14 protein-coding genes are annotated in these 22106 nt (G+C 56.6%); 12 read left to right on the top strand and 2 right to left on the bottom strand.

Annotation, left to right across the window (positions count from 1 at the left end; genetic code table 11):
• Positions 1-182: 182 nt before the first annotated feature.
• A complete protein-coding gene (locus tag PGH32_RS19795; RefSeq protein WP_337894908.1) occupies positions 183-617 on the top strand; it encodes a CaiF/GrlA family transcriptional regulator in 435 nt (144 codons plus the stop codon).
• A gap of 117 nt (positions 618-734) precedes the next feature.
• Here PGH32_RS19795 and PGH32_RS19790 read toward each other — a convergent pair whose 3' ends face one another.
• On the bottom strand, positions 735-1343 hold the full coding sequence (locus PGH32_RS19790; RefSeq protein ID WP_314424011.1) for a hypothetical protein: 609 nt from the start codon (positions 1341-1343) through the stop codon (positions 735-737).
• 134 nt (positions 1344-1477) lie between these two features.
• Positions 1478-2059 carry an HD domain-containing protein gene (locus PGH32_RS19785; protein WP_314424009.1) on the bottom strand — a complete coding sequence of 194 codons (582 nt, stop codon included), beginning with the start codon at positions 2057-2059 and terminating at the stop codon, positions 1478-1480.
• 255 nt (positions 2060-2314) lie between these two features.
• On the opposite strand from PGH32_RS19785, the gene eptB reads away from it, so the two are divergent.
• From eptB to PGH32_RS19730, 11 genes are all read left to right on the top strand, one after another.
• Positions 2315-4015 (top strand): kdo(2)-lipid A phosphoethanolamine 7''-transferase, encoded by a 1701-nt coding sequence (eptB, locus tag PGH32_RS19780; RefSeq protein ID WP_337894907.1) that lies wholly within the window; start codon positions 2315-2317, stop codon positions 4013-4015.
• 1400 nt (positions 4016-5415) lie between these two features.
• A complete protein-coding gene (dppA, locus tag PGH32_RS19775) occupies positions 5416-7026 on the top strand; it encodes a dipeptide ABC transporter periplasmic-binding protein DppA (protein ID WP_337894906.1) in 1611 nt (536 codons plus the stop codon).
• A gap of 195 nt (positions 7027-7221) precedes the next feature.
• Complete coding sequence (dppB, locus tag PGH32_RS19770; RefSeq protein WP_314424002.1) at positions 7222-8241, top strand: dipeptide ABC transporter permease DppB; 1020 nt, start codon at positions 7222-7224, stop codon at positions 8239-8241.
• Between the two features lie 9 nt (positions 8242-8250).
• Complete coding sequence (gene dppC, locus PGH32_RS19765) at positions 8251-9153, top strand: dipeptide ABC transporter permease DppC (protein ID WP_314424000.1); 903 nt, start codon at positions 8251-8253, stop codon at positions 9151-9153.
• A gap of 8 nt (positions 9154-9161) precedes the next feature.
• A complete protein-coding gene (dppD, locus tag PGH32_RS19760; RefSeq protein WP_337894905.1) occupies positions 9162-10148 on the top strand; it encodes a dipeptide ABC transporter ATP-binding protein in 987 nt (328 codons plus the stop codon).
• Positions 10138-11142, top strand: a complete 1005-nt coding sequence (gene dppF / locus PGH32_RS19755) for a dipeptide ABC transporter ATP-binding subunit DppF (protein WP_337894904.1) — start codon at positions 10138-10140, stop codon at positions 11140-11142. The genes dppD and dppF overlap by 11 nt, the downstream gene beginning before the upstream one ends.
• A 425-nt stretch (positions 11143-11567) precedes the next feature.
• Complete coding sequence (gene bcsO / locus PGH32_RS19750; RefSeq protein WP_337894903.1) at positions 11568-12593, top strand: cellulose biosynthesis protein BcsO; 1026 nt, start codon at positions 11568-11570, stop codon at positions 12591-12593.
• Positions 12584-13381: a cellulose biosynthesis protein BcsQ gene (gene bcsQ, locus PGH32_RS19745; protein ID WP_314423989.1), complete on the top strand. Its 798-nt coding sequence runs from the start codon at positions 12584-12586 to the stop codon at positions 13379-13381. The genes bcsO and bcsQ overlap by 10 nt, the downstream gene beginning before the upstream one ends.
• Positions 13382-13469: 88 nt before the next feature.
• The gene (bcsA, locus tag PGH32_RS19740) at positions 13470-15569 is read left to right on the top strand and encodes a UDP-forming cellulose synthase catalytic subunit (protein WP_314423986.1); all 2100 of its coding nucleotides are present in this window, start codon (positions 13470-13472) and stop codon (positions 15567-15569) included.
• Positions 15566-18061 (top strand): cellulose biosynthesis cyclic di-GMP-binding regulatory protein BcsB, encoded by a 2496-nt coding sequence (gene bcsB, locus PGH32_RS19735; RefSeq protein WP_314423981.1) that lies wholly within the window; start codon positions 15566-15568, stop codon positions 18059-18061. Before bcsA ends, bcsB begins: the two co-directional genes overlap by 4 nt.
• Positions 18061-22104 carry a cellulose biosynthesis protein BcsC gene (locus PGH32_RS19730; RefSeq protein ID WP_337895028.1) on the top strand — a complete coding sequence of 1348 codons (4044 nt, stop codon included), beginning with the start codon at positions 18061-18063 and terminating at the stop codon, positions 22102-22104. The genes bcsB and PGH32_RS19730 overlap by 1 nt, the downstream gene beginning before the upstream one ends.
• Positions 22105-22106 lie beyond the last annotated feature (2 nt).

The raw sequence follows: 22106 nt of genomic DNA, 5'->3' as shown, positions 1-22106 counted from the left end.
AACCCCACCCCATTGCGGTATTAAGCAATGGGGAATATTTTTTAGCTGCGTATAGCTATTTTTCTGTGTCACTGCGGGTTGGGCAAATACTCTTTGCCCATTTTTCCCATATAGATACGAAAAAAAGAGCCTTGAATCTCATCGGAAGTGTGCATTTCTTATCAAACAGGGACGGCATGATTATGAGTAAAGTCGAAAACGTAACTTCTTTCCGTAATGGAACAGCCAAGGTTGTGAAACAGAGTAATCATGACGGCGGGCGCGTGCCTGCTGAGCTGAGTGAATATGCTGACCAGCCTTTATATGTTCTGATCGCATTATGGGGAATGATGCAGAAAACGTGGATTGGTCATAAGCAAGTGTCTAACGTTTTTGCGATAACGGAACGTCGGGCATCTTTTCAGCTATCTTATATTCTACGCAAAACGGAGGTCATTCATTGCCAGACAAGAAAGGTCAAAGTTCCGGGCACTCGGCGGTTGTGCCATCAGATAAAAATAGAAGAAGTTTTGCTTTCCGGTATGGTGGAGAAGGTATCGAAGGGAAAGATACATACGGAAGTCTATCGCAAGGTTAAAGATGAACTTTGTGCAAAGACCCTGCAAATATCGACGTAATAAGTAATTAAGATTATTTATTGATGAATAAACCACCAATCAACTACGTACATGAAGGATTGATCGCACATCTGTCAGATTTTTTAAAATAACCTGACGGCGCGATCAATATATCTTTTACTTCACTCTGTCCGAAAATAAATAACCCAGTGTGGCAAACAGGCACAGGGTATAACCTAACAGTTCGCTGCCTTCCTCCGCCATGTTTTTCACTATGCGGTTATAATCGCCCGGCATCAGATGCTGCCACAGTTCATGCATACCGAACAGCCGGGAAAAAACCAGAATGGTCAGCATTCCAGCCATCATCATTCCCCATGCGGGATGACGCATAAAGTCGGCCAGACCCGAAATCAGAAAACGTGGATGACGCAGTGCGGCGATAACCGAAGCCGCCGTCACCGCCAGGGCAAACCAGAACCAGCAGCCATGACTGATTTTATCGAACAGGAAATCCAGTTCGCGAATAAGCATACAGGCAAAAAAACCCGCCACCAGAATCCGAACCGGACGCTGTTCTATCGGTCCTCTGGCATGATAAAGAAACAGGAAAGTGATTACCGCGAGGAGTATTTCCTGCGTTATTTCCGTAAATGAGGCTTCATGTACCTCATCACTCATCCACACAACATCAACGAATACCAGTCCCATCATGGCGCTAAGAAATGCTGCAAATATGACAAAAACACCAACTTTATTTCTAATTGTAAGTAAATCCTTGGACATTATTACCCCCAGTAAGCTAATCTGCGGGCAATTATAGGGATGTGAAATCATAATTCCTGGCATTCTATGCCGTGGAGCGGACCATGGCACATAATGCCAGGGTTACCGCCTGATACGAGGGTAACCCCGAGTGCTCATCGATACTTTTCTTCCTCCCGGGTAAACCAGCCGCTGGGCACATTGTAGGGTGGCTGACCAAGCTGATGGATACCCTGCTCAATAATACGATTAGCAAGCTGCCACAACGTCGGGTTCCCGGCGGTGAGCAGGGAAATCTGCACGCGCTTTTCTACCAGATAAATACGGGCAAAATGCGGGTCGAAGTGAATAATTGACCGGGTGTTATCGATAATATCGGCCAGCTTAATCGTCTGGGCGTCGGCCGAAGCCGCGGCCGTATGGCGGAAGTGCGCGACTTTGCGCGCGGCGCGATTCTGCCCGGGCAGATCCCCACTGTTGGTTAACATCGAGACCAGAGAAGCGACGCGTGGGCCAAAGCGCTGTTCAATATCACCCAGTGTGCCGGGCGTATCTTCCACGGTGTCATGCAGCCAGGCGGCGGCCAGCATTTCCTCGTCATCGCTGACGCTTCGAACCAGTTCCACCACCGCAGCGGGGTGGACGATGTAAGGTTCATCGGTATACTTGCGTCGCTGTCCCGCTGCGGCATGGGCTTTAGTGGCATAGCGTCGGGCACGTTCTTCGAAGTTGTGCATTACGTTTTTCCCGGCTGTTCACCAACGGTGAAAATAATGTCGATGCAACAGCGCGCCGACAATGACCCGTGGTTTACGTGGTAAGAAAGTGGAATCAGAAGCATTCTTCCACATTTATGATGTAATAATAGTTTGTTTACTAAAGGGAATTTAGGTTTATAGGTTTTTTCCGAACTCTATGCCGCCCCCAGGGTCTGATAAATGTTCGGAATGTGTATAGATATTGTTTAGGTTACGCCAGGACTAAAGGGCCCAATGAATTATATTAAAATGCTTACCCAGCAAAAGTTATCTCTGATGCTGGCCGTTTATATCGGTATTTTCCTAAACCTCTCAGTATTTTACCGACGTTTTGAACCGGTTTTCTCCAGCTTTAAACTCATGCCCTGGCTCTCCGCCCTGGCCGAGGTAATGGCAGCGATCCTGCTGACTTTCTTCCTGATGCGTTTGCTATCACTCGGTGGCAAATGGTTTTATCGCGTTACCGCGACCCTGCTGGTGCTGATTTCCGTTTCGGCCAGCTATTACATGACCTTCTTCAACGTGGTGATTGGCTACGGCATCGTGGCTTCGGTGATGACCACCGATGTCGATTTGTCGAAGGAAGTGGTGGGCTATCACTTTATTCTGTGGATGGTGCTGGTCAGCATCGTGCCGCTGGTGCTGATCTGGACCAATAAACAGCGCATGACGCTGCTGGAACAGCTGAAAACCCCGGGCCAGCGCATCAAACCCCTGCTGACGCTGCTACTGGCCGTCGCGCTGGTCTGGCTGCCGATTCGCTACTTCGACAAACTGCAAAGCGCCAATGAGAAGCTGACCAATATTGACCTGCCAAGCTATGGTGGAGTCGTTGCCCACTCTTATCTGCCGTCAAACTGGCTTTCCGCGCTGGGGCTGTTTGCCTACACCAGCTACGATGAAAAGATGGAGCATGATGACCTGCTCGACCCGGCTAAGAAGTTCACCTACGTTGCGCCGCCTGCGGGTCTGGACGACACCTATGTCGTGTTTGTGATTGGTGAAACCACGCGCTGGGACCATATGGGTCTGCTCGGCTACGAGCGCGATACCACCCCGAAACTCTCCCATGAAAAAAATCTGGTCGCCTTCCGTGGCGAATCCTGTGATACCGCCACCAAACTCTCTCTGCGCTGCATGTTCGTGCGCGAGGGCGGCACCATGGACAACCCGGGACGTACGCTGAAAGAGCAAAACGTCTTCGCCGTACTGAAAGAGTTAGGTTTCAGCTCTGAGCTGTTCGCCATGCAGAGCGAAGTCTGGTTCTACAACAATACCGACGCCGACAACTACGTCTTCCGCGAGCAGATTGGCTCGGAACAGCGTAATCAGGGCAAATCGGTGGACGACATGCTGCTGATCCCGGAGCTGAAAGCGTCGATCGATCGTCACCCCGAGGGTAAGCATCTGGTCGTGCTGCACACCAAAGGGTCGCATTATCTTTATTCGCAGCGCTACCCGCGTGAATACGCGCGCTATCAGCCGGAATGCATGGGGGTGGATGACACCTGCAGTAAAGCCATGCTGATTAACGCCTTCGATAACTCGGTGCTGTATACCGACACGGTACTGGACAGCGTATTCGATCAGCTGCGCGATAAGAAAGCCATCGTGTTTTACGCCTCGGATCACGGTGAATCCATCAGCGACAACATGCACCTGCACGGCACGCCGCGCAATATGGCCCCGCCGGAACAGTTCCGGGTGCCGATGATCGTCTGGGCATCGGATAAGTATCTGGCTGATGCCAACAATAAAAGTGCCTTTGAGCGCCTGCAGGAACAGCAGCGTGCGGGCAAAACGCATCGCCACGTCGAGCTGTTTGACACCATCATGGGTTGCCTGGGCTATACCTCACCCAACGGCGGTATCAAGCAGTCGAATAACTGGTGCGCCGACCCGAAAGCAGTAGCAGAGAGCGGCGCGGCGAAATAAGCCTTCCGCGAAGGTATTCGACAATCGCCCACGCTGATGGATCGGCGTGGAGCTGACTTTCATTGATTTACCGATCCACCGGGCAGGGGCAATCATCCTGCCCGTCCCCATTTCCCACCTGAACACCCAGCCACAAATTCACTCGCCCGGCCTTTCCCCCGGTACACCAACCCAGTTAAATATCAGACCGACTTTTAAAAAAGACGACACCTAATCAGCATAACGGGCGAGTTCCGGCTCTAAACGGATAATCCGCAGCGCTGAACGGAGAGAGGAAGCCAGGGTTTTGCTTATCCATCCGCATTCCAGCCCGGCTAAATACCCGGCCTGCCTTTAAAACAGACAATACCTAATCAGCAGAGCGGGCGGGTTCCTGCCCTGAACGGGCAATCCGCAGCGGTGAACCGAGAGAGGAAGCCCGGGTTTTGCTTATCCATCCGCATTCCAGCCCGGCTAAATACCCGGCCTGCCTTTAAAACAGACGACATATGGCCAGCAGAGCGGGCGGGTTCCTGCTCTGAACGGGCAATCCGCAGCGCTGAACGGAGAGAGAAAGCCAGGATTTGGCCGCATGGACGCGGCCGAAAGCCGCTGCCGGGCCAGGACGGCCCGTCTGAGGCGGTCCGACAGGCTGACGAACGCAGTGAGGGCACCACGCAGCGCGTGGCGCGAGGACCAGCCGGTAAGAGCAGGAACCCGCCCGCGAAAACCACGGGTATAACAGGCAACACAGATATCTCAGTCAACTACTTCACAAGAATCAGCAACCTTATACCCCTCCGACAATCCCTCTACACTCAAAATAAAACTCTGCTGTTGCAAAATTATCCGCCGTACCCAAACCTGTTTAAAACGACAAAAACATAACCTAAAATCATGTTATCTATACAAATACAATCTTAATTCGCAACGAATTCTGACGATGGCCGATTAACGTAAAATGTCTATTTTCCACCGGCCTGTTGCAGCATTTTTATCTATAAGTTAGCCGTATGGATAATTTTATCGCGTAGCAGGAGGGGTAGTTTGGTTTATTTTAAAGGTTTTTTCTCAATGCGATCCGCTGGGTGATTGCGTGATTTTCAGCGATTAATCTGGTTTTGTGATGTAGTAATAATTTTTTAATCCATAAAAATGGGTTAATTGTTTTTTTAATATTTGCTTGCGGTTTCTCACACTCTGCGTAAATACACTACGATTGTATTGACGTTCCCTGAAACTGTTGACAAATTGAAACCCCAGTACAAAAGGTAAGGAGATTTGTCTGAGCGTTTCTCACCAGGCAAAGTACCGCAAACTCCCTTCCCACGACTGACGCCGCAAGGCATTACGCCAGACCACACAAAAAAATTATCGGTCGGCACGCAACACACAACATCACATCACTATTGGAGCTAAGCATGAGTATTTCCCTGACAAAATCCGGGATGCTGAAGGTCGGTTTCAGCGCGATCGCACTAATGATGGCCGCCAGCGTACAGGCGAAAACCCTGGTGTATTGTTCAGAAGGCTCGCCGGAAGGGTTTAACCCACAGCTGTTTACTTCAGGCACCACCTACGATGCCAGCTCGCGTCAGATCTATAACCGTCTGGTGGAGTTCACCATCGGTACCACGGAACTGCATCCGGCACTGGCGGAAAAATGGGACGTCAGCGAAGACGGTAAAACCTACACCTTCCACCTGCGTAAGGGCGTGAAGTGGCAGACCACCAAAGACTTTAAGCCAACACGTGACTTTAACGCCGACGATGTGGTTTTCACCTTTGAGCGCCAGCTGGATAAAAACAACAAGTATCACGGGGTTTCCGGCGGCAGCTACGAATACTTTGAAGGCATGGACATGCCTAACCTGATTAGCAAAATTGAGAAGGTTGACGACAACACCGTACGCTTCGTCCTGACCCGCCCTGAATCACCGTTCCTCGCCGACCTGGGAATGGACTTTGCCTCCATTCTGTCTGCGGAATATGCCGACAACATGCTGAAAGCGGGCACGCCGGAAAAAGTCGACCTGAATCCGGTCGGTACCGGTCCATTCCAGCTGCAGCAGTACCAGAAAGATTCACGCATCCTCTACAAAGCCAACGCGGACTACTGGGGTGACAAGCCGAAGATTGACCGCCTGGTGTTCTCCATCACGCCTGATGCCTCCGTGCGCTACGCCAAGCTGCAGAAAGGCGAGTGCCAGGTCATGCCGTATCCGAATCCGGCTGATATCGCCAGCATGAAGAAGGACACAAAAATCAATCTGATGGAGCAGCCGGGTCTGAACGTCGGCTATCTGTCGTTTAACGTTGAGAAAAAGCCGCTGGATAACCTGAAAGTTCGCCAGGCGCTGACCATGGCAGTGAACAAGCAGGCAATCATCGACGCGGTTTACCAGGGTGCAGGCCAGGCGGCCAAAAACCTGATCCCACCAACCATGTGGGGCTATAACGACGCGGTGAAGGACTACGCCTACGACCCGGAAAAAGCCAAAGCGCTGCTGAAAGAAGCCGGTATGGCCGATGGTTTCGCGATTGACCTGTGGGCGATGCCGGTGCAGCGTCCTTACAACCCGAACGCCCGCCGCATGGCGGAAATGATCCAGAGCGACTGGGCGAAGATTGGCGTGAAGGCCAAGATCGTCACCTATGAGTGGGGCGAGTATCTGAAGCGTGCTAAAGCCGGTGAACACCAGACCGTAATGATGGGCTGGACCGGTGATAATGGGGATCCGGACAACTTCTTCGCCACCCTGTTCAGCTGTGCGGCAGCCAAAGATGGTTCTAACTACTCACGCTGGTGTGACAAGTCGTTTGAGGATCTGATCCAGCCTGCCCGTGCGACTGAAGATCACAACAAGCGTATCGAGCTGTACAAACAGGCTCAGGTGGTGATGCATGACCAGGCTCCGGCGCTGATCATTGCCCACTCGACCGTGTATGAGCCAGTAAGCAAAAAAGTCTCCAACTACGTGGTTGATCCACTGGGTGGACACTACTTTGCCCAGGTTGATATCGCCGAGTAACGAACCCGACGGGGGTTGACGCACCGTATCGGTGGCGGCTCAACCCCTTTCGTTGTTTCGAAGCCCGCTAAATCCTTGTTTATTCAGGTCAAGGCGCAGTTCGCTGCGTCGTGGCCGGGTCTACCCGGCTGCAAGATGTGAGCAATAATAATCCCGCAGGCTAAGACCGGCGGGAAACAGAAGAGAGTACGGAATATGCTGCAGTTCATACTCCGACGGCTGGGACTTGTTATCCCAACGTTTATTGGTATCACCCTGTTAACTTTCGCGTTTGTCCACATGATCCCCGGCGACCCGGTGCTGATTATGGCGGGTGAACGCGGCATCTCCGCTGAACGTCACGCTCAGCTGCTGGCCCAGCTTGGTCTGGACAAACCGCTCTGGCAGCAGTATTTCACCTACGTCTGGAACGTACTGCACGGCGATTTAGGTATGTCGCTGAAAAGCCGCATTCCGGTCTGGGACGAATTTGTTCCGCGCTTCAAAGCAACAATGGAACTGGGCATCTGCGCCATGCTGTTTGCGGTGATCGTCGGCATCCCCGTTGGTGTGCTGGCCGCGGTCAAACGCGGTTCTGTCTTCGATCACACCGCGGTCGGCATCTCCCTGACCGGCTACTCCATGCCGATTTTCTGGTGGGGCATGATGCTGATCATGCTGGTTTCCGTGCAGCTCAACCTGACCCCGGTGTCCGGGCGCATCAGCGATACGGTCTTCCTCGATGACACGCTCCCGCTGACCGGCTTTATGCTGATCGACACGCTGATCTGGGGTGAGCCGGGCGACTTTATTGATGCCGTGATGCATATGATCCTGCCTGCCGTGGTGCTGGGCACCATTCCGCTGGCGGTCATCGTGCGTATGACGCGTTCGGCGATGCTCGAAGTGCTGGGCGAGGATTATATCCGCACCGCACGCGCCAAAGGGCTGACCCCGATGCGGGTGATTGTGGTTCATGCGCTGCGCAATGCGATGCTGCCGGTAGTCACGGTGATTGGCCTGCAGGTCGGTACGCTGTTAGCCGGTGCCATCCTGACCGAAACCATCTTCTCCTGGCCGGGCCTGGGGCGCTGGTTGATCGATGCACTGCAGCGCCGTGATTACCCGGTCGTTCAGGGCGGCGTGCTGATGGTTGCCACGCTGATTATCCTCGTTAACCTGCTGGTCGACGTGCTTTACGGCGTGGTCAACCCACGCATACGCCACAAGAAATAAGGGGCCACTATGTCTGTTGTAGATCCGGGCAGCGTCCCTGCTGCACCCAAGCCGATGACCCCGTTACAGGAATTCTGGCACTACTTTAAGCGTAACAAAGGCGCGGTAATCGGCCTGGTTTACGTTGTCGCAATGATTTTAATCGCTATTTTTGCCAACTTCCTGGCACCGCATGCTCCGGCCGAACAGTTCCGCGACGCGCTGCTGCGACCGCCGGTCTGGCATGAGGGCGGCAGCTGGCAGTACCTTCTCGGTACGGATGATGTGGGCCGCGATGTCCTCTCCCGCCTGATGTACGGTGCACGCCTTTCGCTGCTGGTCGGCTGTCTGGTGGTGGTTCTGTCGCTGATTATGGGCGTGGTCTTCGGCCTGATTGCCGGCTATGTCGGCGGCGCGGTCGATGCCGCGATTATGCGTCTGGTCGATATCATGCTGGCGCTGCCGAGCCTGCTGCTGGCGCTGGTGCTGGTGGCGATCTTTGGCCCGTCGATTGTTAACGCCTCGCTGGCGCTGACCTTCGTCGCCCTGCCGCACTACATTCGTCTGACCCGCGCGGCGGTGCTGGTGGAAGTGACCCGCGACTACGTCACCGCCTCCCGCGTGGCGGGGGCCGGCGCGATGCGTCAGATGTTTATCAATATTTTACCAAACTGCCTGGCACCGCTGATCGTGCAGGCGTCTCTTGGCTTTTCCAACGCGATCCTCGATATGGCCGCGCTGGGTTTCCTGGGTATGGGGGCGCAGCCGCCTACGCCGGAGTGGGGCACCATGCTCTCCGACGTGCTGCAGTATGCGCAGAGTGCCTGGTGGGTGGTCACCTTCCCGGGTGTTGCCATTCTGCTGACGGTACTGGCTTTTAACCTGATGGGCGACGGTTTACGCGACGCTCTTGACCCGAAACTCAAACAGTAGGCAGCGAGATGGCACTATTAACTGTAGATAAACTCTCGGTGCATTTCGGTGACGAAAAAGCACCGTTCCGCGCCGTGGACCGCATCAGCTACCAGGTGGAACAGGGCCAGGTGGTCGGCATCGTCGGCGAATCCGGCTCCGGCAAATCCGTCAGTTCGCTGGCGATCATGGGGCTGATTGATTACCCCGGTAAGGTGATGGCAGAGCAGCTGATTTTCGATCAGCGCAACCTGCAGAAAATTTCCGAGAAAGAACGCCGCCAGCTGGTCGGTTCTGAAGTCGCGATGATCTTCCAGGACCCGATGACCAGCCTGAACCCCTGCTATACCGTGGGCTACCAGATTATGGAAGCCATTAAGGTGCATCAGGGCGGCAATCGCCGTACCCGCCGCCAGCGCGCCATCGACCTGCTGAACCAGGTGGGGATCCCTGACCCGGCCTCAAGGCTGGATGTCTATCCGCATCAGCTCTCTGGCGGTATGAGCCAGCGCGTGATGATCGCGATGGCGATTGCCTGCCGGCCCAAGCTGCTGATTGCCGATGAACCGACCACCGCACTGGACGTGACCATCCAGGCGCAGATTATTGAGCTGCTGCTGGATCTGCAGCGCCAGGAAAATATGGCGCTGATCCTGATCACCCACGATCTGGCACTGGTCGCCGAAGCCGCGCAGCACATCATTGTGATGTATGCCGGGCAGGTGGTGGAAACCGGTAAAGCGGTCGATATCTTTAAGGCGCCGCGCCATCCCTACACCCAGGCCCTGCTGCGCGCGCTGCCGGAGTTTTCCTCCGATAAGGCGAGGCTGGCCTCGCTGCCTGGCGTGGTGCCGGGTAAATATGACCGACCCAACGGCTGCCTGCTGAATCCGCGCTGCCCGTATGCGACTAACCGCTGTCGGACGGAAGAACCGCCGCTGCGCGATCTTGCAGGGCGTCAGTCCAAATGCCATTTCCCACTGGATGATGCCGGGAGACCGACTTATGAAGCCTGAAGAAACTAATCCGACCCTGCTGATGCAGGCGATCGATCTGAAGAAGCATTACCCGGTTAAAAAAGGCCTGTTTGGCCAGGAGCGACTGGTCAAAGCGCTGGACGGCGTATCGTTTAACCTCGAACGCGGCAAAACGCTGGCGGTGGTGGGGGAGTCCGGCTGCGGTAAATCGACCCTCGGCCGCCTGCTGACGATGATTGAAACGCCGACCGAAGGCCAGCTGTTCTATCAGGGACAGGACCTGCTGAAGCATGACCCGCAGGCGCAGCAGATGCGGCGTCAGAAGATACAGATCGTCTTCCAGAATCCGTATGGCTCGCTGAACCCACGTAAAAAAGTCAGCCAGATCCTGGAAGAGCCGCTGGTGATCAATACCAGCCTGACGAAAGCGGAACGCCGGGAGAAAACCCTGGCCATGATGGCGAAGGTGGGTTTGAAAACGGAGCACTACGATCGCTACCCGCATATGTTCTCCGGCGGCCAGCGCCAGCGTATCGCCATTGCCCGCGGGCTGATGCTTGACCCGGACGTACTGATTGCCGATGAACCCGTTTCAGCGCTCGATGTGTCGGTCAGGGCGCAGGTGCTGAATCTGATGATGGATCTGCAGCAGGAGCTGGGGCTTTCCTACATCTTTATCTCGCACGATCTGTCGGTAGTGGAGCACATCGCCGATGAAGTGATGGTGATGTATCTGGGGCGCTGCGTGGAGAAGGGGACTAAAGAAGAGATTTTCGCTAATCCCCGGCATCCTTACACCCAGGCGCTGCTTTCCGCCACGCCGCGCCTTAACCCGGACGACCGACGTGAACGTATCAAGCTGACCGGCGAGCTGCCCAGCCCGCTGAATCCGCCGCCGGGATGTGCATTCAACGCCCGCTGTCGTCGTCGGCTCGGCACCTGCACCCAGCTGCAGCCGCAGCTGAAATCCTGGGGCGGGCAGCAGGTTGCCTGCTTCGCCGTTGAGCAGGATGAAAACGAAACGGCGGTCTGAACACGGCCAATGTGCAAAAGCGGAGATTAGCTCCGCTTTAATTTCAACAGTTGCGAAACCTTAACCACCTTAAACACTTAAGAGAAGCAAAAGAGTCTCTTTCGCGGAAAAAAGGAATTTTCCCAACAGGGATAACGAGTTAACGGATAACCGTAATCATTTAATGGGAAATTAAGGAAAAAAAGCTAATAACTATTTTTAAGCTATTTCACGTTAATGAAATCATCGCGTCTAATCCGATAAAATTATCCAATTTATTAACATAGTCACTAATATGATAAATGACGTCGGTAATAAATAAATTTGCTAGTAAGCCGTTAATTTACTGATTGAAAATCAGTAAACTGCGCTCTGAGATTAATCTGACGATTTCAAAAAGAGTGTGTTATATTGCCGGGAAATCCTCCTTCTGCGCGATCGCTTCTATGAAAAGTTATGATGACTTGCAGCGTTTTAAAGAAAAGACGCAAACAAACCACATCGAATTCAAAGATATGTCCGAGCAGTCACTCCATTCTGACAGCTCAAACTGGGCCATTATCAAGCAGTTGCTCAGTGATGGTACCGACCCGGTGCTGGATAAGAGTCAGAGGATTGATGTCGTTGCCCCTCAGCCTATCGATCCGTCGGTGCTGCTGACGCCACCCGACGCGACTGCGCCAGCCCAGCCCGTGCCGTCAATCACCACCCTGGATCATACTCCGTCGGTGGGGGCGTCATTATTCGACAGTATTTCTTCATCGCTGAAGCCCGGCGTGCAGCACGAAGCTCCCGCACCGGTGACGCCGCAGTCGGACGCTACGCCAGTTGCCCCGGCGAAGCCGACGGTACAGCTGACCAAAGTGGCCGATCTGCGTCCGGAGTCTGTCGCGCAGGCGTCAGGCTCGCTGTTCGATCAGCTGGCGAAGTCCCAGCCGGCTGCTCCTCAGGCCCAGCAAAGTGCGCCGGCTCAGCAGCCCGCGGCACCGCAGTTCAACGCACTGCTTCAGCAGCCTGAGCCAGTACCGAACGCTCAGCCGACACTGCAGTCGGGCTTCCCGCTGCCGCCACAGCCTGCGCAACCGCAGCTGAGCGCACTGCTGCAGTCACCGCCGGTTCAGCCACAGTATCAGCCGCCGCTGCAGCAGGCACCGACACCGTATCAGCCGCAGCCGGTTGCACCGCAGTCACAGCCGCTGTATCAGCCCCAGCCGGCAGCTCCGCTGTATCAGTCGCAGCCCGGATATCCGCAGCCGCAGACCGCACAGCCGTTGTATCAGTCACAGCCGTCGGCAGCATCGCCGCTTTTTGCGGGCAGCCAGGCGGTACAGCCACAGACATCGTCTGCGGCAACATCATCAAATATCAGCTATAAACAGTTATTCAGCCCGGCCCACGGCTCGGCTGAACAGATCGTTTCTAAAGAGATGCCATTACAATCCCTGCTGGAGAAAATTGCCTCATGCCGTTAGTTTGCGTCTGTTCCCCTAAAGGCGGTGTGGGTAAAACCACCATGGCAGCCAACCTTGCACACGCGCTTGCCCGCAACGGTAGCAAAGTGCTGGCGATTGATTTCGACGTGCAGAATGCGCTGCGCCTGCACTTTGGCGTGCCGCTGTCGGACGGGCGCGGTTTTGTCGCCAAATCTGCCGAATCTTCCGACTGGAGCCAGTCCATTCTCACCACCGGCGGGAATATTTTCGTTCTGCCCTACGGTGATGTGACGGAACAGCAGCGGATGCAGTTCGAAGATAATCTGACCCACGATCCGAACTTTATTATCCGGGGTCTGAACACCGTGCTGAATTATCCAGGCCTGGTGATCATCGCCGATTTCCCTCCTGGCCCCGGCCCGGCGCTGAAGGCGATGGCGGCCCTGGCCGATATGCACCTGGTGGTGATGCTGGCCGATACGGCTTCGCTGTCGCTGCTGCCGCAGGTGGAAAATGAAAAACTGATCGGCAGCGCGCTTAACCACCGCAACGGTCACTATTTTGTGCTTAACCAGAGCGACAGCCGCCGTAATATCAGCCGCGACGTCACGCTGTTTATGCAGCAGCGCCTGGGCGATCGGTTAATTGGCGTAGTAAACCGCGATGAAAGCGTGGCCGAAGCCAATGCCTCTCAGCAGTCTATTTTTGATTTCAGTCCTGTCTCCGCTGCCGCGTTCGATATTGAGCTGATCGGTAAACGTCTTTCCGCGCTGCTGGATATTAAAGTGGGCGACGGCGAGATGCATGCACCTCTACAGTCGCGCTAAAGGGCTACAGGAACCTGGCACGGATGCCTGAAGACGCGTGGTGAAGTGCACCACGAAGAATGATACCCACACGTGTTCAGGATGACTTATGAATAAAGTCCTGTTTTATCTGCTCTTGCTCATCTTACTGCCCGTTGCGGCAGTTATCGTTATCACTCCGATGGACAGCCAGAAACAATATACCTTTGGTCTGATTTCCATCGGTATTGTGTTCCTGCTGGGCTTTATTAAAAGCAAACCGGTCTCGCTGATCATGGTATTTCTTTCCGCGATCATGTCGACCCGCTATATATACTGGCGCGCCACCGAAACCCTGCACTTCAATTCCGAAGTGGAGGCGATTCTGGGTATCGGCCTGTTTATCGCGGAGCTGTACGTCTGGCTGATTTTAATTCTCGGCTATCTGCAGACGTCCTGGCCGCTGAAACGGACCATCGAACCGCTGCCCGATGATATTTCACTCTGGCCGACGGTGGACGTCTACGTTCCGAGCTACAACGAAAGCCTGGACGTGGTACGTGATACCGTCCTGGCCGCGCAGTGCATCGACTATCCGCGCGACAAATTAAAGATTTACCTGCTGGATGACGGCAAGCGCAGCGAGTTTGCCCGCTTCGCCGCGGATGTGGGCGTGGGCTATATCACCCGCGACGACAACCGCCACGCCAAAGCCGGTAACCTCAACCACGCGATGAAAATCACCAAGGGCGAACTGATCACCGTTTTTGACTGTGACCACGTTGCCACCCGTACCTTCCTGCAGGCTACCGTCGGTGCCTTCCTGAAAGACGAGAAGCTGGCGCTGCTGCAAACGCCGCACTATTTCTACTCGCCTGACCCGTTTGAACGTAACCTGAAAGCTGCCCGCGAAATCCCTAACGAAGGCGCTCTGTTCTACGGCCCGGTACAGCAGGGTAACGATAACTGGAACGCGACCTTCTTCTGCGGCTCCTGTGCAGTTATTCGCCGCTCCGCGCTGGAAGAGATCAACGGTTTTGCGGTGGAAACCGTTACCGAAGATGCGCATACCGCATTAAAAATGCAGCGTCTGGGCTGGGGTTCAGCGTTTCTGGCGATCCCGCTGGCGGCCGGTCTGGCCACCGAGCGTCTGGGTCTGCATATCGTTCAGCGTACCCGCTGGGCGCGCGGCATGACGCAGATTTTCCGCGTCGACAACCCGCTGCTGGGCCGTGGCCTGAAATGGCAGCAGCGCCTGTGCTACCTCAACGCCATGCTCCACTTCCAGTTCGGTCTGCCGCGCGTGGTGTTCCTGACGGCGCCGCTGGCCTACCTGCTGTTTAACCTGAACATTATTCACTCCTCGGCCAGCCTGATCTTCGCCTACGTGCTGCCGCACCTGGTGCTGTCGCTGTACGTGAACTCCCGGATGAATGGCCGTTTCCGCGCCACCTTCTGGGGTGAAATTTATGAAACGGTGATGGCATTCCACCTGGTTATTCCCACGCTGCTGACCATGATTTCGCCTAAGCACGGCAAGTTCAACGTGACGGATAAAGGCGGTCTGCTGGACGTGGGCTTCTTCGACTTCAACATCGTGCGTCCGCACGTGATCTGCGCTCTGCTGCTGGCCGCCGGGGTGATCAGCGGCATCGTGCGCGCCACCGCTCACGACTACTTCGGCGTGGACCCGTACGTTATTGCGCTGAACGTCGGCTGGGCCACCTTCAGCCTGATTATTCTGATGGCGGCGATTGCCGTGGCGCGTGAAACCAAACAGGTCCGTAAAACCATTCGTATCGACGTGAATATCCCGGCGATTGTGCATTATGCCAGCGGGATCTCCTCACGCTGCCATACCATTAACCTGTCGATGGGCGGTGCGCAGCTGACCGCGCCGGATCAGCGCTTCGAGAACGATGAAATTGAAGAGATCGAACTGATGCTGCACTCCGGTGCCATTTCGATTCCGGTACAGCTCATCAGTGCCGACTCCGGCGTTCTGCGCTTCCAGTTTAAGGACATCCCCCTGTCGCGCCGCCGTGAGCTGGTACGCGTGGTGCTGTCCCGTGCGGATGCGTGGCTGAAGCCGGAAGGGCCAAAAGACAACCCGCTGCGCTCGCTGGTTAACATCATTCGTACGGTATTTGAACTGTTCTGGCTGACCTGGAAAGATCGTCGCGCGAATAAAAAACGCCGTATGCGTGCTGAGAAGGATGGAGTGGCATGAAGCAACTAATACTTCGCGCACTGTGCCTGAGTACGGCGCTGACGCTGAGCAACCTCAACGCTGCCGATACGGCCAGTAACAATTCGCAGTTTGGCAACTTACTCAACAACTTTATCCCGGCCAACCAGGGCAACGGCACAGAAGCGGAAGAGAACGACCAGCCCGCGGCGGCATCGGAAAATGATGCCCCTGCTGCGGGATCGGAAAACGGCCTGCCTGCGGGCAACGAACCGGCGCTGCCGCCGGGTTCCGTCACCGAGCTTCCGGGCCTGCCTCCGCTGCCTGCCCCGCCTGCTGACGCTTCGCCCGCGATGGTGTCTCTGAACCAGCCGCTGTCCAGTACGGTGACGGTGGCGCAGATGGGTCAACCGCAGGGCGTGCTGCTGACCGGTGGTCAGCTGCAGTCAGGCATCACGTTTACGCTGCCGAGCGATGAAGTGGTCACCAATGCGCGTCTGAATCTGTCGCTGAAGGTTTCTTCCGCCCTGGCCGCGCGCAATACGTCGCTGCAGCTGATGATGAACGGTCAGCCGCTGGGTACGCTGCCGCTGAGCGCGTCGGATAAAGAAAGTGAAGATTATCAGCTGGATATTCCGGCTGCGATGGTGGTATCCAGTAATAACCTGAGCTTTAAAATCAACGATGCCGACCAGCTCCTGTGCGAGCGCGACAGCGAAGATCAGTATCAGGTCACTATTCTGCCCACGACCACGCTGTCACTGGAAGGTCAGCAGCTGAACATTGGTACCAACCTGAGCAATTTCCCACGGCCGTTCCTCGACCCGCTGCGGATGAATGCCTCCAGCGTAACCATGGCGTTTGGCGAAAATATTCAGCCGGGCGAGGTCAGTGCGGCGGCTATTCTGGCCTCATGGCTGGGGATTCAGGCGGACTATCGTGGCATTAACTTCCCGGTGCTGCGCGGTCAGCTGCCGGAGAAAAACGGCGTGGTGTTCGGCCACCCGGGCGAAGTGATCTCCAGCCTGACGCTGCCGGAAACCAGCGTACCGCTGGTGAAAATCGTCGACAACCCGGATAACCCGGTCTACAAGCTGCTGCTGGTGGTGGGTAAAGACGATCTGCAGCTGCGCCAGGCGGCAACCCGCCTGTTACAGCCGATGAAGGACGATAATGCCCAGCTGGAAGTCGGGCAGCAGACGCTGCCGCTGCGCAAACCTTATGACGCACCGCGCTGGATTAATACCGAGCGCCCGGTTCGCCTCAGCGAACTGCTGCGCCAGGATCAGAATCTGACCGCCAACGGCATCTGGCATGATGCCCTTCGGGTGAACTTCCGTGCGGCACCGGATCTGTTCCTGTGGGACGGCGATACGCTGCCGCTGCAGCTGAACTATCGCTTCCCGTCTGAAAACTGGATCGATGAAGATAACTCCGTGCTCAACGTCACCCTGAACGGTACGTTCCTGCGCAACCTGACGGTGAATAAGCTCGGGCTGCTGGAGAATATCTGGCACCGCCTGGGCGGCGATGCACGCCAGGAGAAATACACGCTGAAGCTGGATCCGTATCTGATTTACGGTGATAACCAGCTGCAGCTCTATTTCAACATCAAACCCAAGGCCAGCGCGCCCTGCAGCGTTCTGACCAACAACAATATCAAAAGCCGGATCGAAGAAGACTCCTCTATCGACCTGAGCCACACGCGTCACTTCTCGATGCTGCCGAATCTGTCCTACTTCGTCGGTGCTTCGTTCCCGTTCTCGCGTCTGGCCGACTACTCTCAGACCGTCCTGATGCTGCCTGAGAAGCCGGCCAATGCCGAAATCAGCACGCTGCTGAACATGGCCGGACGTTCCGGAAATGCGACCGGCGTGGCGCTGGCCTACAACAACGTGGTGTTCGGCGTACCGGGCGGCGGCGCCATGCGCGAACGCCTGGAAAACAGCGATGTGCTGGCCGTTTCCACGCTGACGCAAACCGCCTTTAACGAGTCGGTGCTGGCCGCTTCGCCATATGAAGTCCACGGCCATACGCTGGGCGTGAAGGTACAGGGCACGCTGGAAAAACTCCGCAGCTGGCTGACCGGTGACTGGTCGCGTCAGTCGCTGGATGCCGACCGCTATCTGTCTTCCAACGAAGACTGGCGCGGCTTCGTCAGCTATCGCTCGCCGTGGAACAGCAGCCGCCTGGTGGTGATGACTATCGCCACCGACGACGATCAGCTGGCCCGCCTGAGCAATGATTTAACCCTGCAGCGCATTAACGCCGGTATTCGCGGCGATACGGCTATCATTACCGATGAAACCGGCGTGCGCAGCTTCCGCGTCGGCGCCCAGTTCCCCAGCGGGCAAATGCCGTGGTACATGATGGTGGTCTGGTATGCCAACCAGCACTCCGTGCTGATGGCTCTTGTGGCACTGCTGTGTTCGACCTTAGTGGGATTAAGCACCTACGTGCTGCTGAAGCGCCATTCATGGCGTCGTCTAAACCCACCGAAATCGTCCCGTTCCTCTGGCGAGAAAAAAGAATGATGAAAACACAACTCACACAGTTAAGCGCCAGAATTCGCCACCGCTGGATGATCGGCGGCAGCCTTGTGCTGTCGGCGATCTCTTTCCCGCTGCTGGCCGCTGATAATAACCCGGCCGTTCAGGCGCTTTTTGACCAGGCAAACTACTGGCATCAGAAATCGCACGACAATCTGGCGCGTGAAGCGCTGCAGAAAGTGCTGATGGTGGACGGCAATAACACTCAGGCGATGTACCTGATGGCCCTGTGGTCGCAGCAGAACGGCGACACCGCAGGCATGACCAAATGGCGCACCCGGCTGAGCGAAGTGTCGCCGCAGGATCCGCGCCTGGTCGAGCTGGACAACGCCCGCCAGATGCAGTCGATTCCGGCAGCACAGCTGTCGCTGGCCCGCCAGCAGGCGCGCACCGGCAACACCGCCGCCGCGCTGCAAACCTGGCGCAACACCTTCAGCGGTAACCAGCCGCCTGCCAGCGTGGCGGCGGAATACTATCTGACGATGGCCGGTGACCGTAACATGCTGCCGCAGGCGATCGATAACCTGCGCCAGTTCAGCGCCCAGAACCCCCAGGACAACGCCGCAAAACTGGCGCTGGCCAAGGCTCTGACCTACCAGGAATCCACCCGTCGTGAGGGCCTGCAGTCGCTGGAAGGTATGGCTCCGGCGAACCCGGACGCCGACCGCTCGCTGCGCCAGGCGCTGCTGTGGCTTGGCCCGAAACCGACGGACGATGCGCTGTATCAGAACTACCAGCAGCGCCATCCGCAGGATACGGCGGTGATGGCGTATTACCGTAAAAACGTCGGCGGCGAAACCAAAGGTCAGGGCTTTACCGCCCTGAACAGCGGCGATGTCTCCGGCGCGCAGAACGCATTCGACCAGGTGCTTCAGGTTAACCCGGAAGATGCGGATGCGCTGGCCGGCCTGGGCTACGTTGCCCAGCGCAACGGCAACTATACGCAGGCCGCCGACTACCTTGAGCGTGCGGCCAAACTGGGCGGTAACAACAGCCAGCAGCGTCAGCAGCAGGCGGAAGATGCCCGTTTCTACGGCCAGCTCGCCACCGCGCAGCAGGCGCTGAAGTCCGGCAATACCGCCCAGGCGTTGGCGCTCAGTGAGCCACTGACCCAGGCCGCAGGCGAAAAAGGCGTCTCCGCCAAACTGTTCCGTGGCGACGTGCTGCGCCGCAGCAATCAGCTCGATCAGGCAGAGCAGACCTTCCGCAGCGTACTGGCTACCGATGCCGACAACCGCCCCGCCAAAGAGGGGCTGTTCTACGTGCTGCGCCAGCAAAATCGCACGGCGGAAGCCAACACGCTGCTGGCCTCGCTGCCTGCCAGCGTTCGCGCCGCCGTCACACCGCGCCCGGTTGCCACCAGCGATCCGGTTCGTAACGAAGCAAAACAGGCGCTGGCAGCGGGTAACCCGCAGCGCGCGGTGTCGATCCTGCAGCAGGGGATGCAGCGCTTCCCGTCGGATCCGTGGCTGCGCCTCGATCTGGCACGTATCTATCAGCAGCAGGGCAATGCGGCTCAGGCCGCAGGCGTGATACAGCCGGCCTATCGCAACGGCGCCTCCAGCAATGAAGTTTACGCCGCCGCGCTGTTTGCCAGCGAAACGGGATCGTGGGCGCAGGCCAACAGCCTGCTGTCGCGTATTCCGGCACGCAGCCAGAATGCCGATATGCGCACGCTGGCCCAGCGGGCCAGCTTTAATCAGCAGATGGATGTGGCGAAGCAGTACCTCGCGCAGGGCAACAGCGCGGCCGCGGCCAATACGTTGAAAGTGCTGGCCGCTAATCCGCCGTCCAGCCCGTCCGACGCCGGTAATCTGGCTAAAGCGCTGGCCCAGGCGGGTGATATGAGCACCGCCGTGTCGGTTGTGCGTGGCAACATGCGCCGTGGCGTGCAGGGTAATGCCGGCGACTACGCGGCCCAGGCCGCGGTGCTTGAGCAGGCAGGACTCGGCGCCGAAGCGCAAAGCTTCCTCAGCAGCCCGGAAATTCAGTCGCGCAGTACACCTACGCAGCTGGCCGGTATTCGTAACGGCGGGGTGATCAACGAAGTCGACCGCCTGCGCGAGCAGAAGCAGTACGCCGCCGCCTACGACAAGCTGATTACCGCCCTGCAGAAAGATCCGCAAAATACCGATCTGATGTTTGCCATGGCGCGGCTTTACCAGTCAGGCAAAATGAACAAAGAAGCGGGCGTGGTCTATGACTACCTGATGACGCGCGATACGCCTAATCAGGACGCACGTGAAGGTGCCATCAACGTGGCGCTGGCATTAAACGATGTTCCCCGCGCGCGATCGCTGAGTACCGGACTGCGCGGGCAGCAGTCTCCTGAGCGTCTGTTATTGCTGGCGCGCGTGGCGAATGCCGACGGCGATCATAATGAAGCGCTGAGCTACCTGCGCACCGCGCGTGGCAAGGTAATTGGTCTTTCGGGCGCCGATACCGGCAGCACGGCGGGGATCGGCGGGCTGGCGATGTCAGACAACCCGTTCATCAACCGCACCACGCTGTCGCCGCGTCCGTCACCGTCAACCTACGGTAAAACCATGCCGTGGCAGCTGTCGCCGACCTATCGTGATTACCGCGATATTCCGGGTGCCACCTTCACCATGGGCAACGCGCCGCTGCTGAGAGAGAATCAGACGCTGGCTCAGATTGATACCATGATGGCCGATCTGGAAAAAGACACCGGAACCTGGATGCAGGCCGGAGTGCAGATCCGCAGCCGCGACGGTGAAAATGGCCTGAGCAAGCTGACCGAAGCCAAAGCGCCGCTGACCTGGACCAGCTCCCCGCTGGGCGACGCGCACTTTGACTTTACCGTGACGCCAATTAACCTCAGCGCGGGCAGCGCCAGCGGCGATGCCTATCGCCGACTCGGCTCGGGTGCAACCGAGCAGGCGATCGGTAACCTGGTGGAAACCATCAAGAGTGAACAGACCTACATCGGCACGCTTAACGCGACCGATCTGGCGACCTTCAACGCCGCCAATCCGGGGGTGGCGACCGCGCTGACCGCGCTGGACGGCATTACCTTTGAACAGCTGAACCCGCTGACCGCAACCGGATTGAACAATCTCACCAGCCTGAACAACAACACGGCGCTGAAAAACTATCTGGTCGCGTCCACGCGTAAACCGAGCGTTGACAGTGCCAGTGCCGGCACCAGCGACTCGCAGAACGCCAGCGGCGTTGAGCTGAACCTGGCGCTGACCGGCACCAGCTACAAGATCGACCTCGGCAGCACGCCGCTGGGCCAGGATCTCAGCACCATGGTGGGTGGCGTGAAGTGGGCACCGAAGCTGACGGATTATCTGACGCTGATCCTGACCGGTGAACGCCGAGCCGTCACCGACAGCCTGCTCTCCTACGTTGGCGTGCAGGATAAACTCTCCGGCAGCAACTGGGGCCGGGTGACCAAGAACGGCGGTAACGCCCTGTTGAGCTATGACGACGGCGATGCCGGATTCTACGTCGGGGCGGGTGCGTACAGCTATCTGGGTGAGAACGTGGCAAGCAACCAGAGCCTGGTCGCTAACGCGGGTGCCTACGTGCGCCCGTACCACTACGACGATCGCGAACTGAAAACCGGTATCAGCCTGAGCTGGATGGACTTCAAAAAGAACCTCAGCTACTACAGCTACGGCCAGGGCGGCTACTTCAGCCCACAAAACTTCGTCAGCGTGGCGTTCCCGATCGACTACTCGCAGAGCTATGACGACCTGAGCGTTCGCATCGGCGGATCGGCGGGTTATCAGGCCTACACGCAGGATCGCAGCGCCTATTATCCGAACAATCCGGAATGGCAATCCGCGCTGGAAACGGCAGTTACTGCTGGTTTTGCGAAAGAAGCCTACTATTCCGGCGGCAGTAAGAGCGGAATTGGCTATAATCTGCATGCGGGTGCGGATTATAAAATTAATAAAAATATCACCGTGGGTGGTCAGCTGGGTTATGACACCTTTGGTGAATATAACGAAAGCACTGCGCAACTTTATTTCCGTTACATGCTGGGAGGAAGTCAATAAGC

The organism is Erwinia sp. SLM-02 (assembly GCF_037450285.1).
Lineage (GTDB): Bacteria > Pseudomonadota > Gammaproteobacteria > Enterobacterales > Enterobacteriaceae > Erwinia.
This window is presented reverse-complemented; position numbering and strand designations above follow the sequence as displayed.